Genomic DNA, 17,397 nt, shown 5'->3' with positions numbered 1-17,397 from the left:
ACCGGCCGAGCTCCGCCATGCCCGCACGCGCGGTGTCGACCAGCACATCTCGGAGGAGAACCATGTCCCGTACGAAGGTCGTCCCGATCCCGGTCATGGGCCGGCACAACATCAACGCCTACCTGCTGCTCGGCCGCCGCCCCGTCGTCGTCGACGCCGGAACTCCGGGCAGCGGCAAGAGGATTCACGACCAGATCACCGCGCACGGCGTCGACCCGGCCGATGTCTCGCTGATCGTCATCACGCACGGCCACATCGACCACTTCGGCTCCGCCGCCGAACTGCACCGGCTCACCGGCGCGCCCGTGGCGGGCCACGTCGCCGACCTGGGGCCGTACCGCTCCGGCCGGGTCCGCGAACCGTACCTGCCCACCGGCCCGATGGGCCGCCTCATGGACCGCAATCCGAAGCTCCACGCCCAGGCTGAACCCTTCGAACCCGACGTGCTCATCCGCGGCGAGACCGGCCTCGAGGACTTCGGCCTCGCGGCGCGCATCATGCCCACCCCCGGCCACACCGCCGGATCGGTCTCCGTCCTCACCGACGACGGCGACCTCGTCGCGGGCGACCTGATCGCGAACTCGTTCATGGGCCTCATCCCCGGCCGGCCCGCCAACCCGCCCTTCCACGACGACCCCCGGCAGAACCTCGCCAGCCTCCGCACGATGCTCGCCCTCAACCCGACCGCCCTTCACGTCGGCCACGGCACCGCGCTCGACCCCGACCGGGTGCGGGAGTGGGCCGACCGGGAACACGACCGCCTCGCACGACTCGACGACGCGGGACGCCTCACCGTCCGCAGCGAGTGACGGGCGACCGCTGAAAGGGTCGCGGCGTGTCGGCGCGTGGCGCGACGCGCGCCGGCTCCGGCGTGGTGCCTGTGGTGCCCGCTCACAGACCCGGCACCGTCCAGCCGAGGGGCGGACGGAAAGGCGGGTACCCGTGCTGCGCGAGGCGTGTCTGCAGCGCTTCCAGCGCGTCGGCGTAAGTGATGTCGTCGAGGCCGAACGCGAGTGCCTCGGTCATCACGTCGAACGGGTCGGCCGTGGGTACGGGCCAGCCGCCGGCCTGACGGATCGCCGAATCCGCCGCGCAGTGCAGGAAGACGCCCTTGCGCCGCGCCACGGCCTCTTCGCCGTCGTCCGCCGCGAGGTCTTCGGGGTCCGTGGGCGCGCCGGATCTACGGAGGCAGCGAATCGCCTTCCACACGGACCTGGCCGACCGCCTCATGCCGCCCTCCGACCCCGCAGGCCGACAAGGGCCCAGCGCCCCCGTACCGCCCGACAGTGAGGGGCTGCCCGGATGTCGGCGACGCATGCCACACCCGTAGCTTCGCGAACGGGGAAGCGGCCGGGCTTGGTCAGCGGCTGATGTGCAGGACGCAGATGTCGTCGCGGCGGGCCTCCGGGGTGACGAGATCCCGTATGAGGCCGTCCAGGAACCGGGGGGCGTCGGCGTGGGCCAGGACGGTTCGGGCCAGTCGGACGAGGCCCGCGTCCAGGGGCTCGCCCGGCCGTTCGACCAGGCCGTCCGTGTAGAGCAGCAGGTGGTCGCCGGGCCGCAGGTCGAGGGTGGACGCCTCGTAGCGGGACTCTGCGGTCGCGCCGAGCAGGATGCCGGCCGGGGTCGGCAGGAAGCGCGCGTCGCCGTCGCGGACGAGCAGCGGCGGCGGGTGGCCGGCGCGGACCCAGGTGAGTCGGCTGGCGGAGGGCTCGTAGACGGCCATGATCATGCTGGCCGTGTGGCTGTCCCGCTCCGAGGTGTGCAGCAGGAGGGTGTTCAGGTTGGACAGGACGGTGGGCAGCGGGGTGCCCGTGATGGCCATGCCCTTGGCGGTGAAGCGCAGCAGGGCCATGGTGGCGACGGCGTCCAGTCCGTGGCCTGCGACGTCGCCGACGACGAGCAGGGCGTTGCCGTCGGGCAGTTCGATGGCGCTGTACCAGTCGCCACCGAGGTTGAGGCCTTCGTGCACGGGCTGGTAGGCGACGTCGACGGTGAGGCCGGCGAGGTCCAGCTTCTGCTGGGGGAGCGGCAGCAGGGTGTCCTGGAGACGTGCGGCCAGGTCGCGTTCTGCGGCCAGCAGGCTCTGCTGGGCGAGTGCGGCCTGCTGCTGCTCCAGCAGTTGTTGCTCGGCGTGCTTGGCGGCGGAGACGTCCTGGAAGAAGCCGTGGACATGGACCGGCCTGCCGTGCACGTCCGACTCGGTTTCGGCGACCACCCGCACATGGCGCACCTGCTGGTCGGCCAGGCGGATGCGGAAGGTGCGGTCCAGCGGTTCGCCGTCCTCCAGGAGACGGCGGACCGCGTCCGCGGCCGCCGAACCGTCCTCGTCCTCGGCTTTGGCGGCCAGGTCCTCCAGGGGCATCGGGCCCAGGGACGGGTCCCTGCCGAAGATCGAGTACACCTCGTCGGACCAGACGATCTCCCCGCGGACCAGGTCCCGGTCCACCCAGCCCAGCCGGCCCAGGCGCTGCATGAGCACCAGTCGGCGTTGCTCGCGTTCGCCGGAGTCCAGGCGGTTCCAGGAGACGAGCAGTCCGTGCACGCACGGCACCGCGCGCACGCTGTAGCGGGACCGGTGCGGGATGCCGGGGGACGCCTCTTCGTACTCCAGTTCCCCTTCGTAGGCGACACCGGTCGCCAACGCGCTCAGGTAGCCCTGCCACAGGTCGGTGGCGTCCACGCCCGGATACGTCTGCAGGACGTTCGCCCCGACCAGCTCCGGGCCGCGGCGCCCGCCGATGTCGACAGCGTCCGGGGACGCGGCCGCGAACCGGAAGTCCGCCACCTCGCCGCCCGGCCCGAACTCCGGTTCGAGGAACACCGCGGATCCGGGAACGCCGGCCAGGAGCTCCCGGACCATCGCCACGACCGGGTCGCGCCCGCCCATCAGACCGTCCGGCGCCACAGGAACTCCGTGATCCGCCATACGAAAAGCATGTCACGCGCCCGCAGCCCGCCGGAGGGACCACGTGCCCCGGACGCGGACGACACGGCCCGCCGGATGGCCGCAGCGGTGCCCAGGTGGGGGCGTGGCCCGGTTGCGTCGGGTACCAGGGGAGAAACCGGTCGGCCCGGCGTCAGGCACCCTCGCGGCTGCCGCCGGGCGCGCCGCGGGTCCCCATGTACACCTTGAACCGGCGCAGGTCGCCCTTGATCCGCATTATCGAGGACCTTCAGCGCGGCGGACCTTTCTCGGAGTCCGTCGTGGGTCACCGGGCGGCTGCCCACGTCGGGGCAACCCATACGGATTGCGCGACGGGTCGCGGGACAGTGCGGTGGGGCGTCTAGGGGTGGTCCGAGGGGCTCGTGTTTGCCGGGTCGTCTGCTTTTGCAGCGAGGCGCTCGACGTGCCCGGTGGCCTCGTCGGCGTGACGCCGCGCTTCGGTCACGTGGCGTTCGGCCTGTTCCGCGCGGTGCCGGGCGTCGCGTTCCTCGGCGGCGGCGTCGCGTTCGGCCTGTTTGGCGTCGGCGATCCGGCGACGCAGCTCGGCCTGTCGGTCGCGGGCGTGCTGCCGGCGTTCCTGAGCTTCCAGGGCCTGGGCGTGGGCCGCTGAGGCGGCCTGCTCGAGTTCCGCGAGACGCGCGGCCGCCGCGTCGGCTTTCCGGCGCGCCTCGGCGAGTTGTGCACGGGCCTCGCGGCGGGCCCGTGCCCGGTCGAGGTCGCTGACCGTCTGCGGCGCTGCCGGTTTCGCCTTCGCCGGTTTCGCCTTCGTCGGCTTCGGCTTTCCGGCTCCCGGCTCCGGGGGAGGCCCGGGCGCGAGGGCGGGGAACGCGGGCGGGACCAAAGGGTGGGTGAGCCGTCCGGACGCCCATGCAGTGCCGGAGTCGGGGTCGGCGAGGGCGGCCTGCACCGTGTCGCGGACCTCGCCCAGGGCCTGGTCGCTCAGTGCCTGGCCGGCGTCGGCGGCGAGGGTGCGTGCTTGGCGGGCCAGTGCCGTGGTGAGGGTGCGCTGCTGGGCGGACAGCGCTCGCAGGCGCGCCCCGTCCAGGTCCCGGTGCGCCGCGCGCAGCGCCTCGCCGAGTTCGAGGACACCGTCGACCTCGTCGGGCTGCGCGCGGACGAGCAGGTTGCTCGCCCACGCGGCGAGCGTCGGGCGGCGCAGCGCTCGGATCCGCTCGGCGAGGGGGCGGTCGCCGTCTTTGCGGGCCTGGGCGGCGTGGGCGTCGCGGGCCGCGGTGAACTCGGATGGCGGCAGGGCGTACAGCTCGCCGGCGACCGTGTCGAAACGGCCGTCGGCGTCCGGCGCGGCGCGGCGCGGCATCGGCAACCCTCCTTCGGAACGCCCCCGCCTGCGGATACGCAGGATGCCTCTGCCCGGAAACCCCGACGGTCACTCCGCGCCGAGCAGTCGCCGGCATGCGAACAACTGAACGACCACGACCGCCCTGACCGACACAGCGCGTCACAGTCCCATCACGCCGTGCGTGGCGCGACCCGCACAGGTGGTACTCGCCCCGGGTCCGGGCGGCCGCCCGGCGACACCGCAGCACAAGGAGAAGCAACGTGGACGCGTTCGAGAGCCGCATCATCGCCGTCGTCGCCGACGAACTGGGCATCCCCGAGTCGGAGGTGACACCCGCGTCGCGGTTCGCCGACGACTTCGGCGTGGACGAGTTCGGCATCGCGGGCCTGGCACTGCGCCTGGGCGACGAGCTCGATGCCGATGTCGCCCTGTCCCACGAAGACGTCGAGGCCGTCGAGTCCGTCGGCGACCTGATCGACGCGGTACGCCGCCTCGCGCCGCAGACGATCTGACCGAACACCATGGCCGGTCGCCGCGGCGGCACAGCGCGGCGACCGGCCCATCGCGACGAGCCCGGCGAACCGGCCGCCCGCCTTCAGGCAGGACCGAGACGCCGAGACACCGCGGCGGGGCCTCAGCACCGGCCCCCGGCCCCCGGCCCAGGAGCCGACGCCGGACACCGCTGGGCTCCGGCCGCCCCGGCGGACCGGCTTCGCATTCGGGAGAGCGGGGCGCCGGGCCGAGACGCACACCCATAGGCGCCGATCCGCCCCGGTGCGGCCTCGGTGCCTCAGGCCTGTTCGTTGAGGGTGCTGCCGGAGGTCGTGTCGTAGGCGGTGCGGTAGCGGGCGGCGAAGTGCCGTCAGCGCAGGACCCACCAGAGCGCGCTCATGAGCACTGCCGCAAGGAGGACCACCGCGGTCACAGCCGCCAGCACCCGTGCGACGGCGGAGGGGAAGGGCAGCACGCGGTGATGAGGGCGCAAGCCGCCGCCGGCCGTGTTCCGGAGGTCCTCGGCGGGGTGGTCGGAGTACGGCCACAGCGGGTCCTCGAAGCCCTCGTCGCTCTGTCTCTCGCGCTCCGGGTCGCTCGGAGACGGGTCGTTCATGGCGCCTCTCGTCCTCGGGAACGGGCGGGTGCCGTGCTTGTGCCCTCCTCGCGGAAGCGAACAGCCGAAGACGGCCGCCCGGCGTGCCGCGGCTACCCCATAACCACCGACGTCACACCCGGGGTCGCCGACTACGTCGAGGACCTGAAGCGGGCCGAGGAGACGGGCACTTCGGGGAGCTGATGACTGCAGGCGGAAGAGCGGGCGCGGGCGCCTGATCGGTCCCGAGGCGCGCGGTCGGGACGGTTCAGCCCCGCGCCCTACTGCGGCGGCGAGCGGCCTCAGGCAGCAGCCCGTCGTGGCACCTGCGGGTCCGGGATCGGCAGGTCCGTTGTGATTCACTTACCCCATGGCCGTGTCCGCGCTCGCGTCCGCCCGGGTCTGTCGGTGACCGCCGAGCCGACTGCGGCCACGCGTCCGCGCAACCGCAAGCAGCTCATCGTCGAAGCGGCCGGCCGGGTGTTCAGCGAACGCGGGTACCACGCGGCGTCCATGGAGGAGATCGCCGCAGGCGTCGGCATCACCGCCGCGGCGCTGTACCGGCACTTCCCCAACAAGTACACGCTGTTCGCCGAGTGTGCGAACGGCCTGGCGGACGGTCTCGTCGCCGCGCTCGACGCGGTCCCGGCCGACGCCGGCCTGCCCGACGTCCTCGCCGCCCTGACCCGGCGCACCGTGGCGCACCGGGCCTCCGGCGGCGTGTACCGCTGGGAGTCGAGGTACCTGGCCCGCGACGACCGCCGGCTCCTGTGGGCGAAGTTCGGGCTGGTCGTCGGCCGGGTGGCCGAGGCGGTGCGGCGCGAGGACCTGCCGCACGACGAACAGCGCGAACACGGCGAACACGTCGAACACGTCGAACACGGCGAACGGAACCGGCAGATGCGGGCCGTGGCCGCGCTGGGGGTGATCGGGTCGGTCACGATGCACCACACGTCGATCGCCCAGCGCCGGCTCGAGGACATGCTCCTGGAGTCCGCCCTGTGCGCGGCCCGCACCGACCCCGAGGCCACCGTCGGAAGCGCGCGGCTCGTCGAACTGCCGGTTCAGCCGGTGCCGCGCACCCGACGCGCGGAGATCCTGGCGGCCGCGGTCCCGCTGTTCGCCCGGGACGGGTTCGCCAACGTCACCAACGGGCAGATCGGGGAGGCGGTGGGCCTGGCCACCTCCGCGCTCTACCGCTCCTACCCGGGCAAGGTGGACATCCTCGTGGCGGCGTGCCTGCAGGCGGCGGACCTGCTCTCCCAGGCCGTCAACCAGAACCTGCACGGCGTGTCCGAAGCGCACGCGGCCGTGGCGACGCTGGCGGCGACGTACGTGGCCTACAGCTTCGAGCACACCGCCCTGACCAGCGTCGCCGAGGGCGAGGTCCGCGGACTGCCGGACGACGTACGGCAACCCGTGATCCTGGCGCAGCGCGAGCACATCGCGGTCTGGGAACAGCAGCTGCGGTCGGCCCGTCCCGAGCTCGACCCCCGCCAGGCCCGGCTCCTGATCCACGCGGGGTTCGGCGTGGTGGTCGAGGTCGGCCGCCTGCTGCGGTGGCGGGACTCCCCGGAGAACCGGGCGGCGGTCACCGCACTGGTCGTGGGCGCGTTGGGTGTGTAGGCGCGGGCGACGCCCCGCGGGCGGATCGGCGGCCGTGCCGCGGGGCGCCGCCCGGGGCCCGGCGGTTCAGGCGCCGGGCCGGTTCGCCGACGGCAGCGTGACCGGGGTCTGCGTCGCCGAGGTGCCGTTGTTGAGGAAGAGCATCGCGACGCCGCGGACGAACTGGTCGAACAGGTAGTAGTTCGCGGGCATGAACCACGAAGTCCCTTCGCGGAACGCGACGTAGAGCGGCCATCCGACCTCGATGACGCCCCGCGAGAAGTAATCGTGCGGCAGGCCGAGCCAGTTGCAGTACGTGTCGCCGATCAGGTAGCGGACCATCTCGCTGACGAACCCGGTGTCCAGGCCCAGCGTGGGCTGTTCGATGTACCCGAGCAGCGTCTTGGCCAGGCTGGTGCCTTCGGTCGTGGGCCCGAGGTCGGGCCACAGCATCTGCTCCGCCTGAGCCACCGCGTCGGACCAGCTCGCGGGGATGAACTGCCTCTGCACGCCGAGCAGATGCAGCGCGACCTGCCACGCGTGCAGGTCCGCCGCCTGCTCCGCGTTGGACAGGGAGATGTGCCACTTGGCCATGTTCAGGTGGGTGAACGTCGCGGTGGAGTGGAACGTGCGCAGGATGTCGCCGTTGCTGATGGGCTTGGGCTGGTCGGAGCCCGACTGGAAGTGCGTCGAGGTCGGCAGCAGGTTCCGCACGGTGGAGTGCACCAGGCGCGTCTTGTTCGCGGTCACCACGAAGTGGCCTGCGGGGGTCCAGGTGTTGGCGGCGGCCAGGTCGTAGCCGAAGGTGAAGGTCTTGGCCGCGCGGGCCTTCATGTCGGCGCCGCCCGCGGACCAGTAGACCGCGCGGGCCTCACGCGGGATCACGGTGCTCAGGATCCCGCTGCCCAGGCTGAGCGACAGGAACAGGTACATGCTCAGCCGCTTGTACAGCTTCTCGGACGCGGCGAGCAGCGCCGGATCGGCCCACGAGGGCAGCTGGTTGACCTGCTGCAGGTAGGACTTGAGGTAGTCCGGCATGCCGGCCGGCAGCGGGTCGCCGTTGTTGACCCACGTCTTCCACGCGCTGTTGACCGACGCCGTCGCGCCGTCCGCCAGGATCCGGGCGGCCACCTCGTCCGGAACGGGGTCCCACACCGCGAACGGGTCGGTGACCGTGTCGGTCCCGGCGAGCGACCCCGAGGACGACCACGACCAGGCCTTGGGGGCGTCGAGTGCCACGGCGGCGAGCCCGAGCGCGGCGCCGAGCTTCAGGGCACGCCTTCTACTGAGATTTTCCATTTACTTACCAACCCTCCAGGTAGGCCGGGAAGTGCCTCGATCTAGGGGTGGTTCGCGCGCTGAATCAGGCGTGGCGAGCACATCTCAAGGACGCTCGCTGGAGAGATTCTCAATTAACATATCGACGCATGCCGGTGGCGACAAGGGTGTGTTTCGGTGCGGTGTCCGCAAGCGCACGGCAGAACAGTCCGCCAGGACGCCCGGGTCGGACACCGGCGCCGGAATTGCGGCGGGGGCGGGGCGCACCCTCGGTCGTACCGAACTCCTCGCTACGCTGCGGCACATGGCAGCCAACGGGGGAACACAGGACGGCAACACGCCACGGCAACAACCGCACGCAGGCGGGGCGGCGGGAGCGAGCCCGGGCGGCACGGCCGACACCCCGCGCTTGGGCGCCGGCGACAGGTTCGCCGCGTTCCTTCAGGGCTTGGGGCTGGCAGTGCTCATGGTCTCGGAGTACTGGCGTTCGAGGGTCAGCCACCCAAAGAACCTCAGCTCGTACGAGGACGCCCTGCTTCGCTCGATGCTCAAGACGACGGCGGAGCTCTCCGAGAAGGACTGGTACCGGAAGGCGTCAGACCTGTACGACTCGGTTTCGTTCGGGCAGCCGCGCGCCGCCCTGTGGGCCGCGGTGGCCTTCGCGCTCGTCGTGCGCCTCAACAAGGATGGCCCGGCGCAGTTCCAGATCGTCCTGTCGCGCGTCTGCGCAGGGTACTGCGGGCTCGCGGCGGTGACCGGCGCGTACTACGTGGCGTCGGGGGGACTCTTCTGGCTGGCGCTGTTCGTCGGGCTCACGGTGGTGTTCGGCAGCACCCGCAAGTGAGTTCAGCGGTTCGGGTACGTCGCGCAGACCAGGGTGGTGTCGCGGCTGACCCAGTACCAGTACCGCGTGCGGTCTCCCGCGACCCGGGAGCAGACACCTGGCTGCACTGTGGCGGGTGCCCGGTACACGCCGGTGATGGCCAGGATGGAGTCGTACTCCGAGGGGATCCGGGCGGCGTCGCAGTCGACCCAGGTGAAGAGGTTGGCGGAGTACGCAGGTGAGTCCTGCGTACCGCCGTCGCGCTTCACGAGGAAGCACTGCCCTTGTCGGAACTGCCTTTCCAGGCACAGTTCGTAGCCCTCCGCGCGCCATGCGGCGACGCCGGGGTCGGTCTCCGGACAGTTGGTGACGTTGACGCCGATGACCCTGACGAACGCCGAGTCCGAGCCGCACGCCACCGCCGGCGGCGGGTCCTTGCTCCAGACGTGACCGGTCTGGACACCGGTCTGCCACGTGTTCAGGCAGGTGCCGTTGCTCGCGACCGACGCGAACGCTTCCTCGCGGGCGTTCCGGGTCGTCGCGGCGGCCGTGGGCCGAGGAGCGGGCGCGACCGTGCCGCCCCCGGCCGAAGTGCGCTGCGGCGCCGTCGCGACGTCGGTGGGGAAGTCCGTCGGGAACAGCCCGGTCGGCAGCCCGCCCTTTGGCACGGGGCCAGTCGGCGCCCGCCCCGTCGGCTGATTGCCGGACGCGCCCGCGAGGGCGGCCGGGGTCCGCCGATCGTCCTTGTCCTCAAGCACGTTCGGCAGCACCGCCACCGCGAACACCACTGCCGACACCACCAGCACGATGGTGCCCCGGTTCTTGTTTCCGTCGCTGACCCCCGTCATGATCCCGCATCGTACGGACCCGGGCCCCATACGGAAACCGTGCGTTACCTCAAGTCTCGCCCGGCGCCTTGGCCTCCGGGAGAGGCTTCGCCGCTGCGGACGGGCGCCAGGTACGCGAAAGGCCCCCGCGCCGGTGCGCAGGGGCCTTCGGGGACAGCGTCGCTGACGGGGCGTCAGGCCATCGTGGCGAGCATCTCGCGGACCATGTCCATCGTCGTGCCCGGGTGCAGGAAGGCGAACCGGGCGACGGTCTCGCCCTCCCAGCCGGTGGGGGTGACGAATCCGATCTGGCCCGCCAGCAGCCGCTGGGACCACGTGTTGTAGTCCTGCGCCGTCCAGCCCTTGCGGCGGAAAATGACCGCGGACAGCTCGGGGTCGCGGATCAGTTCGAGGTGAGGGGTCTCGCGGATCAGCTGCGCCGTCTCGCGCGCCAGGGTGAGGGCGGCCTCGATGGCGTCGCGGTAGGCGTCCGTGCCGTGCACCGCGAGGGAGAACCACAGCGGCAGGCCGCGGGCGCGGCGGGTGAGGTGGTACGCGTAGTCGGTCGGGTTCCACTCCTCCGGGGCGTCCGTGTGCAGGACGTCGAGGTACGACGCGTCCTGCGTGTGCACCCCGCGGGCGAGCTGCGGCTGACGGTAGATCAGCGCCGCGCAGTCGAACGGCGCGAACAGCCACTTGTGCGGGTCCACCACGAACGAGTCCGCCAGCTCGATGCCGTCGTACTTCGCGCGCACGCTCGGCGCGAACAGGCCCGCGCCGCCGTAGGCGCCGTCCACGTGGAACCACAGGTCGTACTCGCGGGCGACCTCGCCGACGCCGGCGAGGTCGTCGACTATGCCCGCGTTGGTCGTCCCGGCGGTGGCCACGACGCCGACGACCGAGCGCGGGTCGGGGTCGGCGGCCAGCGCGGCGCGCAGCGCATCGCCGGTGAAGCGGTGGTCGGCGGTCGGGACGACGAGCGCGTCCACGCCCATGATCCGCAGCGTGTTGCCGATCGAGGAGTGCGCCTGGTCGCTGACCGCGATGCGCCACGGGCCGGTCGGGGCGTACCCCTCGGCGAGCCTGCGGCGGCTGCCGGTGTCGCGCGCCACGACCAGCGCGGACAGGTTGCCCGCCGAGCCGCCGCTGACGAAGCAGCCGCCCGCGGTCTCCGGCAGCCCCGCGAAGTCGGCGAGCAGCCGCAGCACCTGGTTCTCGGCGGCGACCGCGCCGGCCGCCTCCAGCCACGAGATGCCCTGGAGCGACGCGCAGGACACCACCATGTCGAACAGCAGTGCGGCCTTGGTCGGCGCGGCCGGGATGAAGGAGAGGAAGCGCGGGCTGTCGCACGAGATGACCGCGGGCGCGAGGTGGTCCGCGTACAGCGCCATGACGTCGGCCGGGTTGTTGCCCTCCGCGCCGAGCAGCCCGTCGAGCGTGCGGTCCAGCTTGTCCTTCACTCCCGGGTGGTCGAGCGGCACCGGGTCCAGCTGCAGCCGGTCGCGCATGTACGCGAAGACCAGATCGGCGAGCTCCGGGTCGTACGTGTGCATGGGCAGGGCGGACGGGTGCGTTTCGGGCATGCGCGGGTTCTCGACGTTCTCGCGGAGGGACGTACGGGATCGCCGGGCGTTCTCACCGGCTCCCAGAACCCTAAAGAGGACCGGGGCCCCGGCCAACCCGTCGATCTTGCACGTCATGCGCGATCTGTTGCGCGCTTCGAGGCTTGCCGGGTGATCCATTGCTCGCGCCGCGGGGTGGCACGGGGTCGCCGACGGTCGCGGGGCCCGGCCCGGCCCGGTCCGGCTCAGTCCCCGGCGCCCGAGCCCGTGCGCCTGACCAGGCGGGACAGCACCACGGAGCTCTTCGTACGCACCACGAACGGCTCGGCGCCGATCCGTTCCAGGACCTTCTCGAACTGTTGCACGTCGGAGGCGAGCAGGTGGATCACCGCGTCCGCGTCGCCGGTCACCGTGCTCGCCGAGACGACCTCGGGGTGCTTCGCCAGCGCGCGGGCGATGTCGTCCGGCGACGTGCGGCCCCGGCAGTACAGCTCGACGAACGCCTCGGTGGTCCACCCCAGCGCGGACGGCTCCACGGCCGCCGAGAACCCCGTGATCACCCCGGTCTCCAACAGCCGGTCGACGCGGCGCTTGACGGCCGGCGCGGACAGGCCGACCTTCGCGCCGATCTCGGCGTACGTCGCGCGCGCGTCGTCGATCAGCGCGGCGATGATGCCGCTGTCCAGCGCGTCGATGGCCATGGGGCGGAGTCCTCGCGGGGTTCGGGAGCGTGAGGGGCGGTGCGGGTGTGGTGCGGGTGTTGTGCGTGTGTGCTGCGTGGCACGGCGACGGTATCCCACCGTGCGCTCGCGGAGCTCAACACGCGGTCACGAGAGCGACAACGCTGAGCTCTGAGCGATCGACAACGAGTGAGAAACACAATGAATCGCTGTGATCTGATCACATACGCAACAATTCCAGCGTATGACGACACGCATAGGCGGTTCACGCGACGCGTTGGGTGCCTAATGTCTCCACCCGGGCCTCGCCGCTGCGGCAGGTGGCCCACACCCATCCCATCGTTCGGAGCGCCGGACGGCGCACCCCGGGCACCGTGGTCGGCCGTCGGCTGCCCCACCTGCCCGAAGGGCCGACATTGAGCTCGCGCGTCACGCTCCGGGAACAACTCCTGCGCAGAAAGCCGATCGAAGCCTTCGCGGCGGAACAAGCCCACAACGACGCGGCCGGCGGCGACGCGGCCGGCGGCCTGCGGCGCACCATGGGGGCCTTCCAGCTCACCATGGTCGGCGTCGGCGCGACCATCGGCACCGGCATCTTCTTCGCCCTCAACTCGGCGGTGCCCGAGGCCGGGCCGGCGGTCATCGTCTCGTTCGTCATCGCGGCGATCACGGCGGCCTTCACCGCCCTCTGCTACGCCGAACTGGCGGGCGCGCTGCCGGTGTCCGGCTCGTCGTACTCGTACGCGTACGCGACCCTCGGCGAGTTCACCGCCTACGCGGTCGGCTGGTGCCTGCTGCTCGAGTACGCGGTGTCCGGCGCCGCGATCGCGGTCAGCTGGGGCGAATACCTGAACGAGTTCACCGAGCGCGTGTTCGGCGTCCACCTGCCGCAGGCCGTCTCCGCGTCCCCGGCCGACGGCGGCGTGCTGAACCTGCCCGGCGTCGTCCTCGTCGTGATGTGCTGCCTGCTGCTCGTGCGCGGCACCCGCGAATCGGCGCGCCTGAACGCCATCATGGTCGTCGTCAAACTCGCCGTCCTCGCGCTGTTCCTGGTGGTCGGCGTGAGCGGGTTCTCGTCCGACAACCTGCGCGACTTCGCGCCGTTCGGCATCGCGGGCATCGGCACCGCCGCCTCGACGATCTTCTTCTCGTTCATCGGCATCGACGCCGTGTCCACCGCGGGCGAAGAGGTCCGCAACCCCCGCCGCACCCTGCCGATCGCGATCGTGTGCTCGCTGGCCGTCGTGACCGTCGTGTACGTGCTGGTCGCCCTCGTCGGCGTCGGCGCGCAGCCGTGGACCGAGTTCGAGGGCCAGGAAGCGGGCCTCGCCGCGATCCTCCACAACATCACCGGTGCCGACTGGCCCGCGACCGTCCTCGCCGCCGGCGCCGTCATATCGATCTTCAGCATCACCCTGGTCGTGCTCTTCGGCCAGACCCGCATCCTGTACGCGATGGGCCGCGACGGCATGCTCCCGAGCACCTTCGCCCGCCTGAGCCCGCGCACCCGCACCCCGGTCCGCAACACGGTCGTCGTCAGCGTCTTCGTGGCGATCCTGGCCGCCCTGGTACCCCTCGACAAACTGGCCGACCTCACCAGCATGGGCACCCTCGTCGCCTTCTCCGTCGTCTCGATCGGCGTCCTCATCCTCCGCCGCACCGCCCCGAGCCTGCCCCGAACCTTCAAGGTCCCGGGCTACCCGGTCGTCCCCCTCCTGTCGGTGGCCTTCTGCGCCTACCTGATCTACGGCCTCCCCCTGGAGACCTACGTGATGTTCGCGGCCTGGCTGGCCCTGGCCCTGGTCGTCTACGTCGCCTACAGCCGCAACCACTCCCGCCTCGCACCCACGGCCCCCACCCCCGAGCCGACCCCGGACCCGGTGGGCGCCTCCCGCTAAGCACTTGATTTGGTCAACTGTTGGGGCGAGACTCCCCGGCAGCAAGGTCTGATCTGCGTAGGAGGCCGCACGTGCCGGTGCCCAGTCCGCTCGACGAGTACCCGATCCACCAGGTTCCGCTCTTCATGAGCGAAGTCGGGACGAGCGACCGCAACTTCTACGACCGGTGCATCTACCACGCCTACACGCGCGACGGATCGGTCCAGGTCGCGACCGGGTTCGGCGTGTACCCCAACCTGGGGGTCGTCGACGCGTACGTCGTCGTGCGCAAGGACGGCAAGCAGCACGCGGTCCGGACGTCCGGCGCGCTCGGGCCGGACCGGCTCGTGCAGGAGGTCGGGCCGTACCGCATCGAGGTGCTCGACCCGCTGCGCAGGCTCCGCGTGGTGTGCGACGCCCCTGAACACGGCATCGCGATGGACATCACGTTCGAGTCGCCGTTCGCGCCCATCGCCGAGCCGCGCCACATCCAGCGGACCGCGCACAAGACCATCCTCGACGCGTCCCGCTTCGTGCAGATCGGCCGTTGGACCGGCACGATCACCCTGCACGGCGAGGAGCTCACCCTCACCCACGAGGGCTGGGGCGGCTCCCGCGACCGGTCGTGGGGGATCCGGCCGTCCGGCGAGGCCGTGCCCGCCGGGCGTCCCGCCGCCTCCGACGGGTTCTGGTGGAACTGGATCCCCCTCGACCTCGGCGACCAGGCCGTCATGGTCATCGCCCAGGAGGACGCCGACGGCACGCGGTTCCTCAACGAGGCCGTCCGGGTCTTCGCCGACGGCCGCAAGCCGGAGCAGCTCGGCTGGCCCGAGTTCGAGGTCCGGTACGCCTCGGGCACCCGACGCCCCCTCGGCGGCACCCTCCACCTGACCGACCGCAAGCGCCGCCCCCTGCGCCTGCACCTGGACAACCACGGGTACATCGCCCTCAACGTCGGCGCGGGCTACGGCGGCGACCCCGACTGGAACCACGGTCTGTGGAAGGGCGACAAGTACCTCGAAGGCGCCACCTACGACCAGGCCGACGAAGCGGTCGCCCGCCGCACCGCGTACTCCGTCGTGGACCACGTCGCCACCGCCCGCCTCGAAGGCCCCGACGGCCTCGAAGCCGAAGGCTTCGGCATCTTCGAACACGGCACCTTCGGCCGCCACGACCCCAGCGAGTTCACCGGCTGGGAGTCGGTCGCTCCCTGAACCGAACGGCTCTGAGCCGGTCGCGGGCCCGGGCGTTCGCGCCCGGGCAGCCACCCCCGCGCCGCAGCCACGGGCCGCCGTCGGTCAGTCGGTGTCGTGCTTGCTGAGCAGGTCCACGACCTTCGGTGAGAGGCGGTGTGTGCCCTTGCGGTCCCAGCGGTTGGTGACTGCGGCGCCGAGGACGAGCCAGAAGGCCAGTCCGATGGTGGCCATGACGAAGCCTCGGGTGAGGCCGGCGTCGGCCTGGGCGTCGAAGTAGAGGATGGAGCGGACGCCGTCGAGGATCTGGCGCAGGGGCTCGAAGGCGCTGACGAAGCGGAAGAACCCGGACAGGGCCTGGAGCGGGACGGATCCGCCCGACGAGGCCAGCGCGAGATAGACGAACACCAGGATGGCCACCAACTGCCCCACCTGGCCCAGCGTGACGAGCAGGACCAGGGTGCCGATGGCGACCGCGACGGCGCTGAGGGAGAGGAACACCCACAGGAGTCCGAGGTGCGGCGCGTCCATGCCGAGCATTCCCACGGCGGCGATGAGCATCACGGCGCAGAGCAGCGGGGTGATGGCGGCCGCCAGGAGCCACTTGGTCTTCAGCATCTGCCAGTGGGTGATCAGGCGCGGCCTGCGCTGTGTCGTGCGGGGCCCGATGGCGCTGGTGGCGTAGCCGAGGGCGACGTCGACGTTCGTGTGCACGATCGTGCCGCCCATGAAGCCGCACATCGTGGCGATGAGGGAGATGAAGAAGGCGCTCAACCCGAGCCCGGTGTGCGACGGCAGCGGTCGGTACGGGACGGTCGTCACCTGGACGGCCTCGGCGACGACCGCCTTGATCTCGGGGCTCGCCTGGGCGAGGCCCGGGCTCGCCGCGACCTGTTGGCCGATGGCGTCGGTGATTTGGGCCAGCGCGGGCTGCAGGACGCCGGTCGCCAGGCCGACGCCTGTCGACCCGGCGCGCTGGTTCGTCAGGAGTTGGACGACGGGCACACCGGGGGTGGCGGGCGGCGCGCCGCCACCGAGGGCGAGCACGGACCGGGTGAAGTCCGGCGGCACGAGGACGGTGACGTAGCTGTGGCCCTTGTCCATCTGCTCCTTCGCGTGCTGCAGCGACGTCACGTCGACGTCGAGCCGCCGGGTGATGGTCGGGGTGCCGGCGAGCGTGTCGGTGATCTGGAGTCCGTAGTTGACCGGCCGGCCGGCGACCTCACCGCCGGCGTCCTGGTTGACGACGGAGACCGGCAGGCCTCGTAGGTGGCCGGGCGGATCGACGGTGTACCCGAAGTAGATGATCGACATCAAGGCGACGACGACGGTCCCCGAGATGGCGGACAGCACCCACATGCGCGGCTGCCGCAGCACGTCGCGTGCCCGGACCCAGGTCGACGTCGCGGGCGGCTCGGAACTGCTGTTGCTCATCGCGGGGCCTTCGCCGTCGGGTGCGTGACACGGCCCATGGTGGCGACGGGCTTCGGTGACGGGCCGACGTTGCGCGTACGCCTCGCCGGGCCCCACCCACGCGGAGCAACAGCCGCCGGCTGAGCCGATCCGGCCGGTACGCCGGTCAGGCCCTGCGCGTGATGACCATGATGTATTCGCACGGCGCGTTCGTCCGGTTGGCGAAGCCGTGGTCCGCGTCGGCCTGGAAGAACAAGGAGTCGCCCGCGTTCAAGGTCTCGCTGATCCCGCCGATCGCGACGGTGAGGGTGCCGTCCAGCACCACGACCTGCTTCTCCGTGCCCGACGGATAGGCGGGCAGCAGCCCGAGGGAGACCTGCGCGGGGAGGTGGTGGACGACCATCTCGGCCCCTCCCGCGCCCGGGGCCGCGGAGACCATGTGCCGCTCGAAGCCGGTCTCCGGGTCGCGGAAGACGGGGCGTTCCTTCTTGCGCATGACCACGGCCACGCCCGACGCGGCGGCGGCCGGCGCACCGATCAGGTCCGAGAGCGACGCGTCGAGCGCGTGGGCGATCCGGGACGCGACGCCGATCGTCGGGCTCTTCTCGCCGCGTTCGACCTTGGACAGCATCGCCCGGCTGACCGACGACTGGACGGACAACTGCTCCAGCGTCAGGCCCGCCTCCTCGCGGCGTCGCCGCACGTTGCGGCCGAACGCCCCGGCCAGGTCGTCGCCTTGCTGCGGTTCGGCCTCGTTGCCGTCTTGCCCGACCACCGTGCTCCTCGATCGATCGATGCCTCGCTG

Annotated in this window: 16 protein-coding genes; 6 read left to right on the top strand and 10 right to left on the bottom strand. The window is 71.8% G+C overall.

Annotated features, from left to right (window positions below; genetic code table 11):
- Positions 1 to 62 precede the first annotated feature (62 nt).
- A complete protein-coding gene (locus QI554_RS19810) occupies positions 63 to 809 on the top strand; it encodes an MBL fold metallo-hydrolase (protein ID WP_281471455.1) in 747 nt (248 codons plus the stop codon).
- 82 nt (positions 810 to 891) lie between these two features.
- On the opposite strand, the gene QI554_RS19805 is transcribed toward QI554_RS19810, so the two are convergent.
- From QI554_RS19805 to QI554_RS19795, 3 genes are all read right to left on the bottom strand, one after another.
- Positions 892 to 1,230: a hypothetical protein gene (locus tag QI554_RS19805; RefSeq protein WP_281471454.1), complete on the bottom strand. Its 339-nt coding sequence runs from the start codon at positions 1,228 to 1,230 to the stop codon at positions 892 to 894.
- A 130-nt stretch (positions 1,231 to 1,360) separates the two neighbouring features.
- Positions 1,361 to 2,908 carry a PP2C family protein-serine/threonine phosphatase gene (locus tag QI554_RS19800; protein WP_281471452.1) on the bottom strand — a complete coding sequence of 516 codons (1,548 nt, stop codon included), beginning with the start codon at positions 2,906 to 2,908 and terminating at the stop codon, positions 1,361 to 1,363.
- A gap of 379 nt (positions 2,909 to 3,287) precedes the next feature.
- On the bottom strand, positions 3,288 to 4,265 hold the full coding sequence (locus QI554_RS19795) for a hypothetical protein (protein ID WP_281471451.1): 978 nt from the start codon (positions 4,263 to 4,265) through the stop codon (positions 3,288 to 3,290).
- A 242-nt stretch (positions 4,266 to 4,507) separates the two neighbouring features.
- Here QI554_RS19795 and QI554_RS19790 point away from each other — a divergent pair, with 242 nt between their 5' ends.
- A complete protein-coding gene (locus QI554_RS19790) occupies positions 4,508 to 4,759 on the top strand; it encodes a phosphopantetheine-binding protein (protein WP_281471450.1) in 252 nt (83 codons plus the stop codon).
- A gap of 350 nt (positions 4,760 to 5,109) precedes the next feature.
- Here QI554_RS19790 and QI554_RS19785 read toward each other — a convergent pair whose 3' ends face one another.
- Entirely contained in the window at positions 5,110 to 5,355 is a 246-nt protein-coding gene (locus QI554_RS19785) for a hypothetical protein (RefSeq protein ID WP_281471449.1), read from the bottom strand.
- 387 nt (positions 5,356 to 5,742) lie between these two features.
- On the opposite strand from QI554_RS19785, the gene QI554_RS19780 reads away from it, so the two are divergent.
- Positions 5,743 to 6,960 carry a TetR/AcrR family transcriptional regulator gene (locus QI554_RS19780; RefSeq protein ID WP_281471448.1) on the top strand — a complete coding sequence of 406 codons (1,218 nt, stop codon included), beginning with the start codon at positions 5,743 to 5,745 and terminating at the stop codon, positions 6,958 to 6,960.
- 66 nt (positions 6,961 to 7,026) lie between these two features.
- Here the strand turns inward: QI554_RS19780 and QI554_RS19775 are convergent, their stop codons facing one another.
- Positions 7,027 to 8,238, bottom strand: coding sequence for an oxygenase MpaB family protein (locus QI554_RS19775; RefSeq protein WP_281471446.1), 1,212 nt, complete (start codon positions 8,236 to 8,238; stop codon positions 7,027 to 7,029).
- A gap of 283 nt (positions 8,239 to 8,521) precedes the next feature.
- Here QI554_RS19775 and QI554_RS19770 point away from each other — a divergent pair, with 283 nt between their 5' ends.
- Positions 8,522 to 9,061 carry a hypothetical protein gene (locus QI554_RS19770; RefSeq protein WP_281471445.1) on the top strand — a complete coding sequence of 180 codons (540 nt, stop codon included), beginning with the start codon at positions 8,522 to 8,524 and terminating at the stop codon, positions 9,059 to 9,061.
- Positions 9,062 to 9,063: 2 nt separating this feature from the next.
- On the opposite strand, the gene QI554_RS19765 is transcribed toward QI554_RS19770, so the two are convergent.
- The 3 genes from QI554_RS19765 to QI554_RS19755 form a co-directional block, all read right to left on the bottom strand.
- Positions 9,064 to 9,888, bottom strand: a complete 825-nt coding sequence (locus QI554_RS19765; protein WP_281471444.1) for a hypothetical protein — start codon at positions 9,886 to 9,888, stop codon at positions 9,064 to 9,066.
- Positions 9,889 to 10,061: 173 nt separating this feature from the next.
- Positions 10,062 to 11,450: a pyridoxal phosphate-dependent decarboxylase family protein gene (locus QI554_RS19760; protein ID WP_281471443.1), complete on the bottom strand. Its 1,389-nt coding sequence runs from the start codon at positions 11,448 to 11,450 to the stop codon at positions 10,062 to 10,064.
- A 224-nt stretch (positions 11,451 to 11,674) separates the two neighbouring features.
- Entirely contained in the window at positions 11,675 to 12,130 is a 456-nt protein-coding gene (locus tag QI554_RS19755) for an Lrp/AsnC family transcriptional regulator (protein ID WP_281471441.1), read from the bottom strand.
- A 395-nt stretch (positions 12,131 to 12,525) separates the two neighbouring features.
- Between QI554_RS19755 and QI554_RS19750 the strand changes: the two genes are divergently transcribed.
- Positions 12,526 to 14,007 carry an APC family permease gene (locus QI554_RS19750; RefSeq protein ID WP_281471439.1) on the top strand — a complete coding sequence of 494 codons (1,482 nt, stop codon included), beginning with the start codon at positions 12,526 to 12,528 and terminating at the stop codon, positions 14,005 to 14,007.
- 71 nt (positions 14,008 to 14,078) lie between these two features.
- Entirely contained in the window at positions 14,079 to 15,200 is a 1,122-nt protein-coding gene (locus QI554_RS19745; RefSeq protein WP_281471437.1) for an Rv3169 family protein, read from the top strand.
- An 84-nt stretch (positions 15,201 to 15,284) separates the two neighbouring features.
- Here the strand turns inward: QI554_RS19745 and QI554_RS19740 are convergent, their stop codons facing one another.
- Together QI554_RS19740 and QI554_RS19735 are read right to left on the bottom strand one after the other, a co-directional pair.
- A complete protein-coding gene (locus tag QI554_RS19740) occupies positions 15,285 to 16,613 on the bottom strand; it encodes a YhgE/Pip domain-containing protein (protein ID WP_281471435.1) in 1,329 nt (442 codons plus the stop codon).
- Between the two features lie 145 nt (positions 16,614 to 16,758).
- A complete protein-coding gene (locus tag QI554_RS19735) occupies positions 16,759 to 17,367 on the bottom strand; it encodes a helix-turn-helix domain-containing protein (RefSeq protein WP_281471433.1) in 609 nt (202 codons plus the stop codon).
- Positions 17,368 to 17,397 lie beyond the last annotated feature (30 nt).

The sequence above is a fragment of the Yinghuangia seranimata genome, from assembly GCF_029953285.1.
Classification (GTDB): Bacteria; Actinomycetota; Actinomycetes; order Streptomycetales; family Streptomycetaceae; genus Yinghuangia; species Yinghuangia seranimata.
The sequence above is the reverse complement of the archived record's forward strand: the minus strand, read 5'-3'. Positions and strand labels throughout refer to the sequence as shown.

What these genes read in the sequence shown, in the direction of transcription:
- QI554_RS19810 (WP_281471455.1), top strand. Translation starts at nt 63, where the DNA reads ATGTCCCGTACGAAGGTCGTCCCGATCCCGGTCATGGGCCGGCACAAC.
- QI554_RS19805 (WP_281471454.1), bottom strand. Translation starts at nt 1,230, where the DNA reads ATGAGGCGGTCGGCCAGGTCCGTGTGGAAGGCGATTCGCTGCCTCCGT.
- QI554_RS19795 (WP_281471451.1), bottom strand. Translation starts at nt 4,265, where the DNA reads ATGCCGCGCCGCGCCGCGCCGGACGCCGACGGCCGTTTCGACACGGTC.
- QI554_RS19785 (WP_281471449.1), bottom strand. Translation starts at nt 5,355, where the DNA reads ATGAACGACCCGTCTCCGAGCGACCCGGAGCGCGAGAGACAGAGCGAC.
- QI554_RS19775 (WP_281471446.1), bottom strand. Translation starts at nt 8,238, where the DNA reads ATGGAAAATCTCAGTAGAAGGCGTGCCCTGAAGCTCGGCGCCGCGCTC.
- QI554_RS19770 (WP_281471445.1), top strand. Translation starts at nt 8,522, where the DNA reads ATGGCAGCCAACGGGGGAACACAGGACGGCAACACGCCACGGCAACAA.
- QI554_RS19765 (WP_281471444.1), bottom strand. Translation starts at nt 9,888, where the DNA reads ATGACGGGGGTCAGCGACGGAAACAAGAACCGGGGCACCATCGTGCTG.
- QI554_RS19760 (WP_281471443.1), bottom strand. Translation starts at nt 11,450, where the DNA reads ATGCCCGAAACGCACCCGTCCGCCCTGCCCATGCACACGTACGACCCG.
- QI554_RS19755 (WP_281471441.1), bottom strand. Translation starts at nt 12,130, where the DNA reads ATGGCCATCGACGCGCTGGACAGCGGCATCATCGCCGCGCTGATCGAC.
- QI554_RS19740 (WP_281471435.1), bottom strand. Translation starts at nt 16,613, where the DNA reads ATGAGCAACAGCAGTTCCGAGCCGCCCGCGACGTCGACCTGGGTCCGG.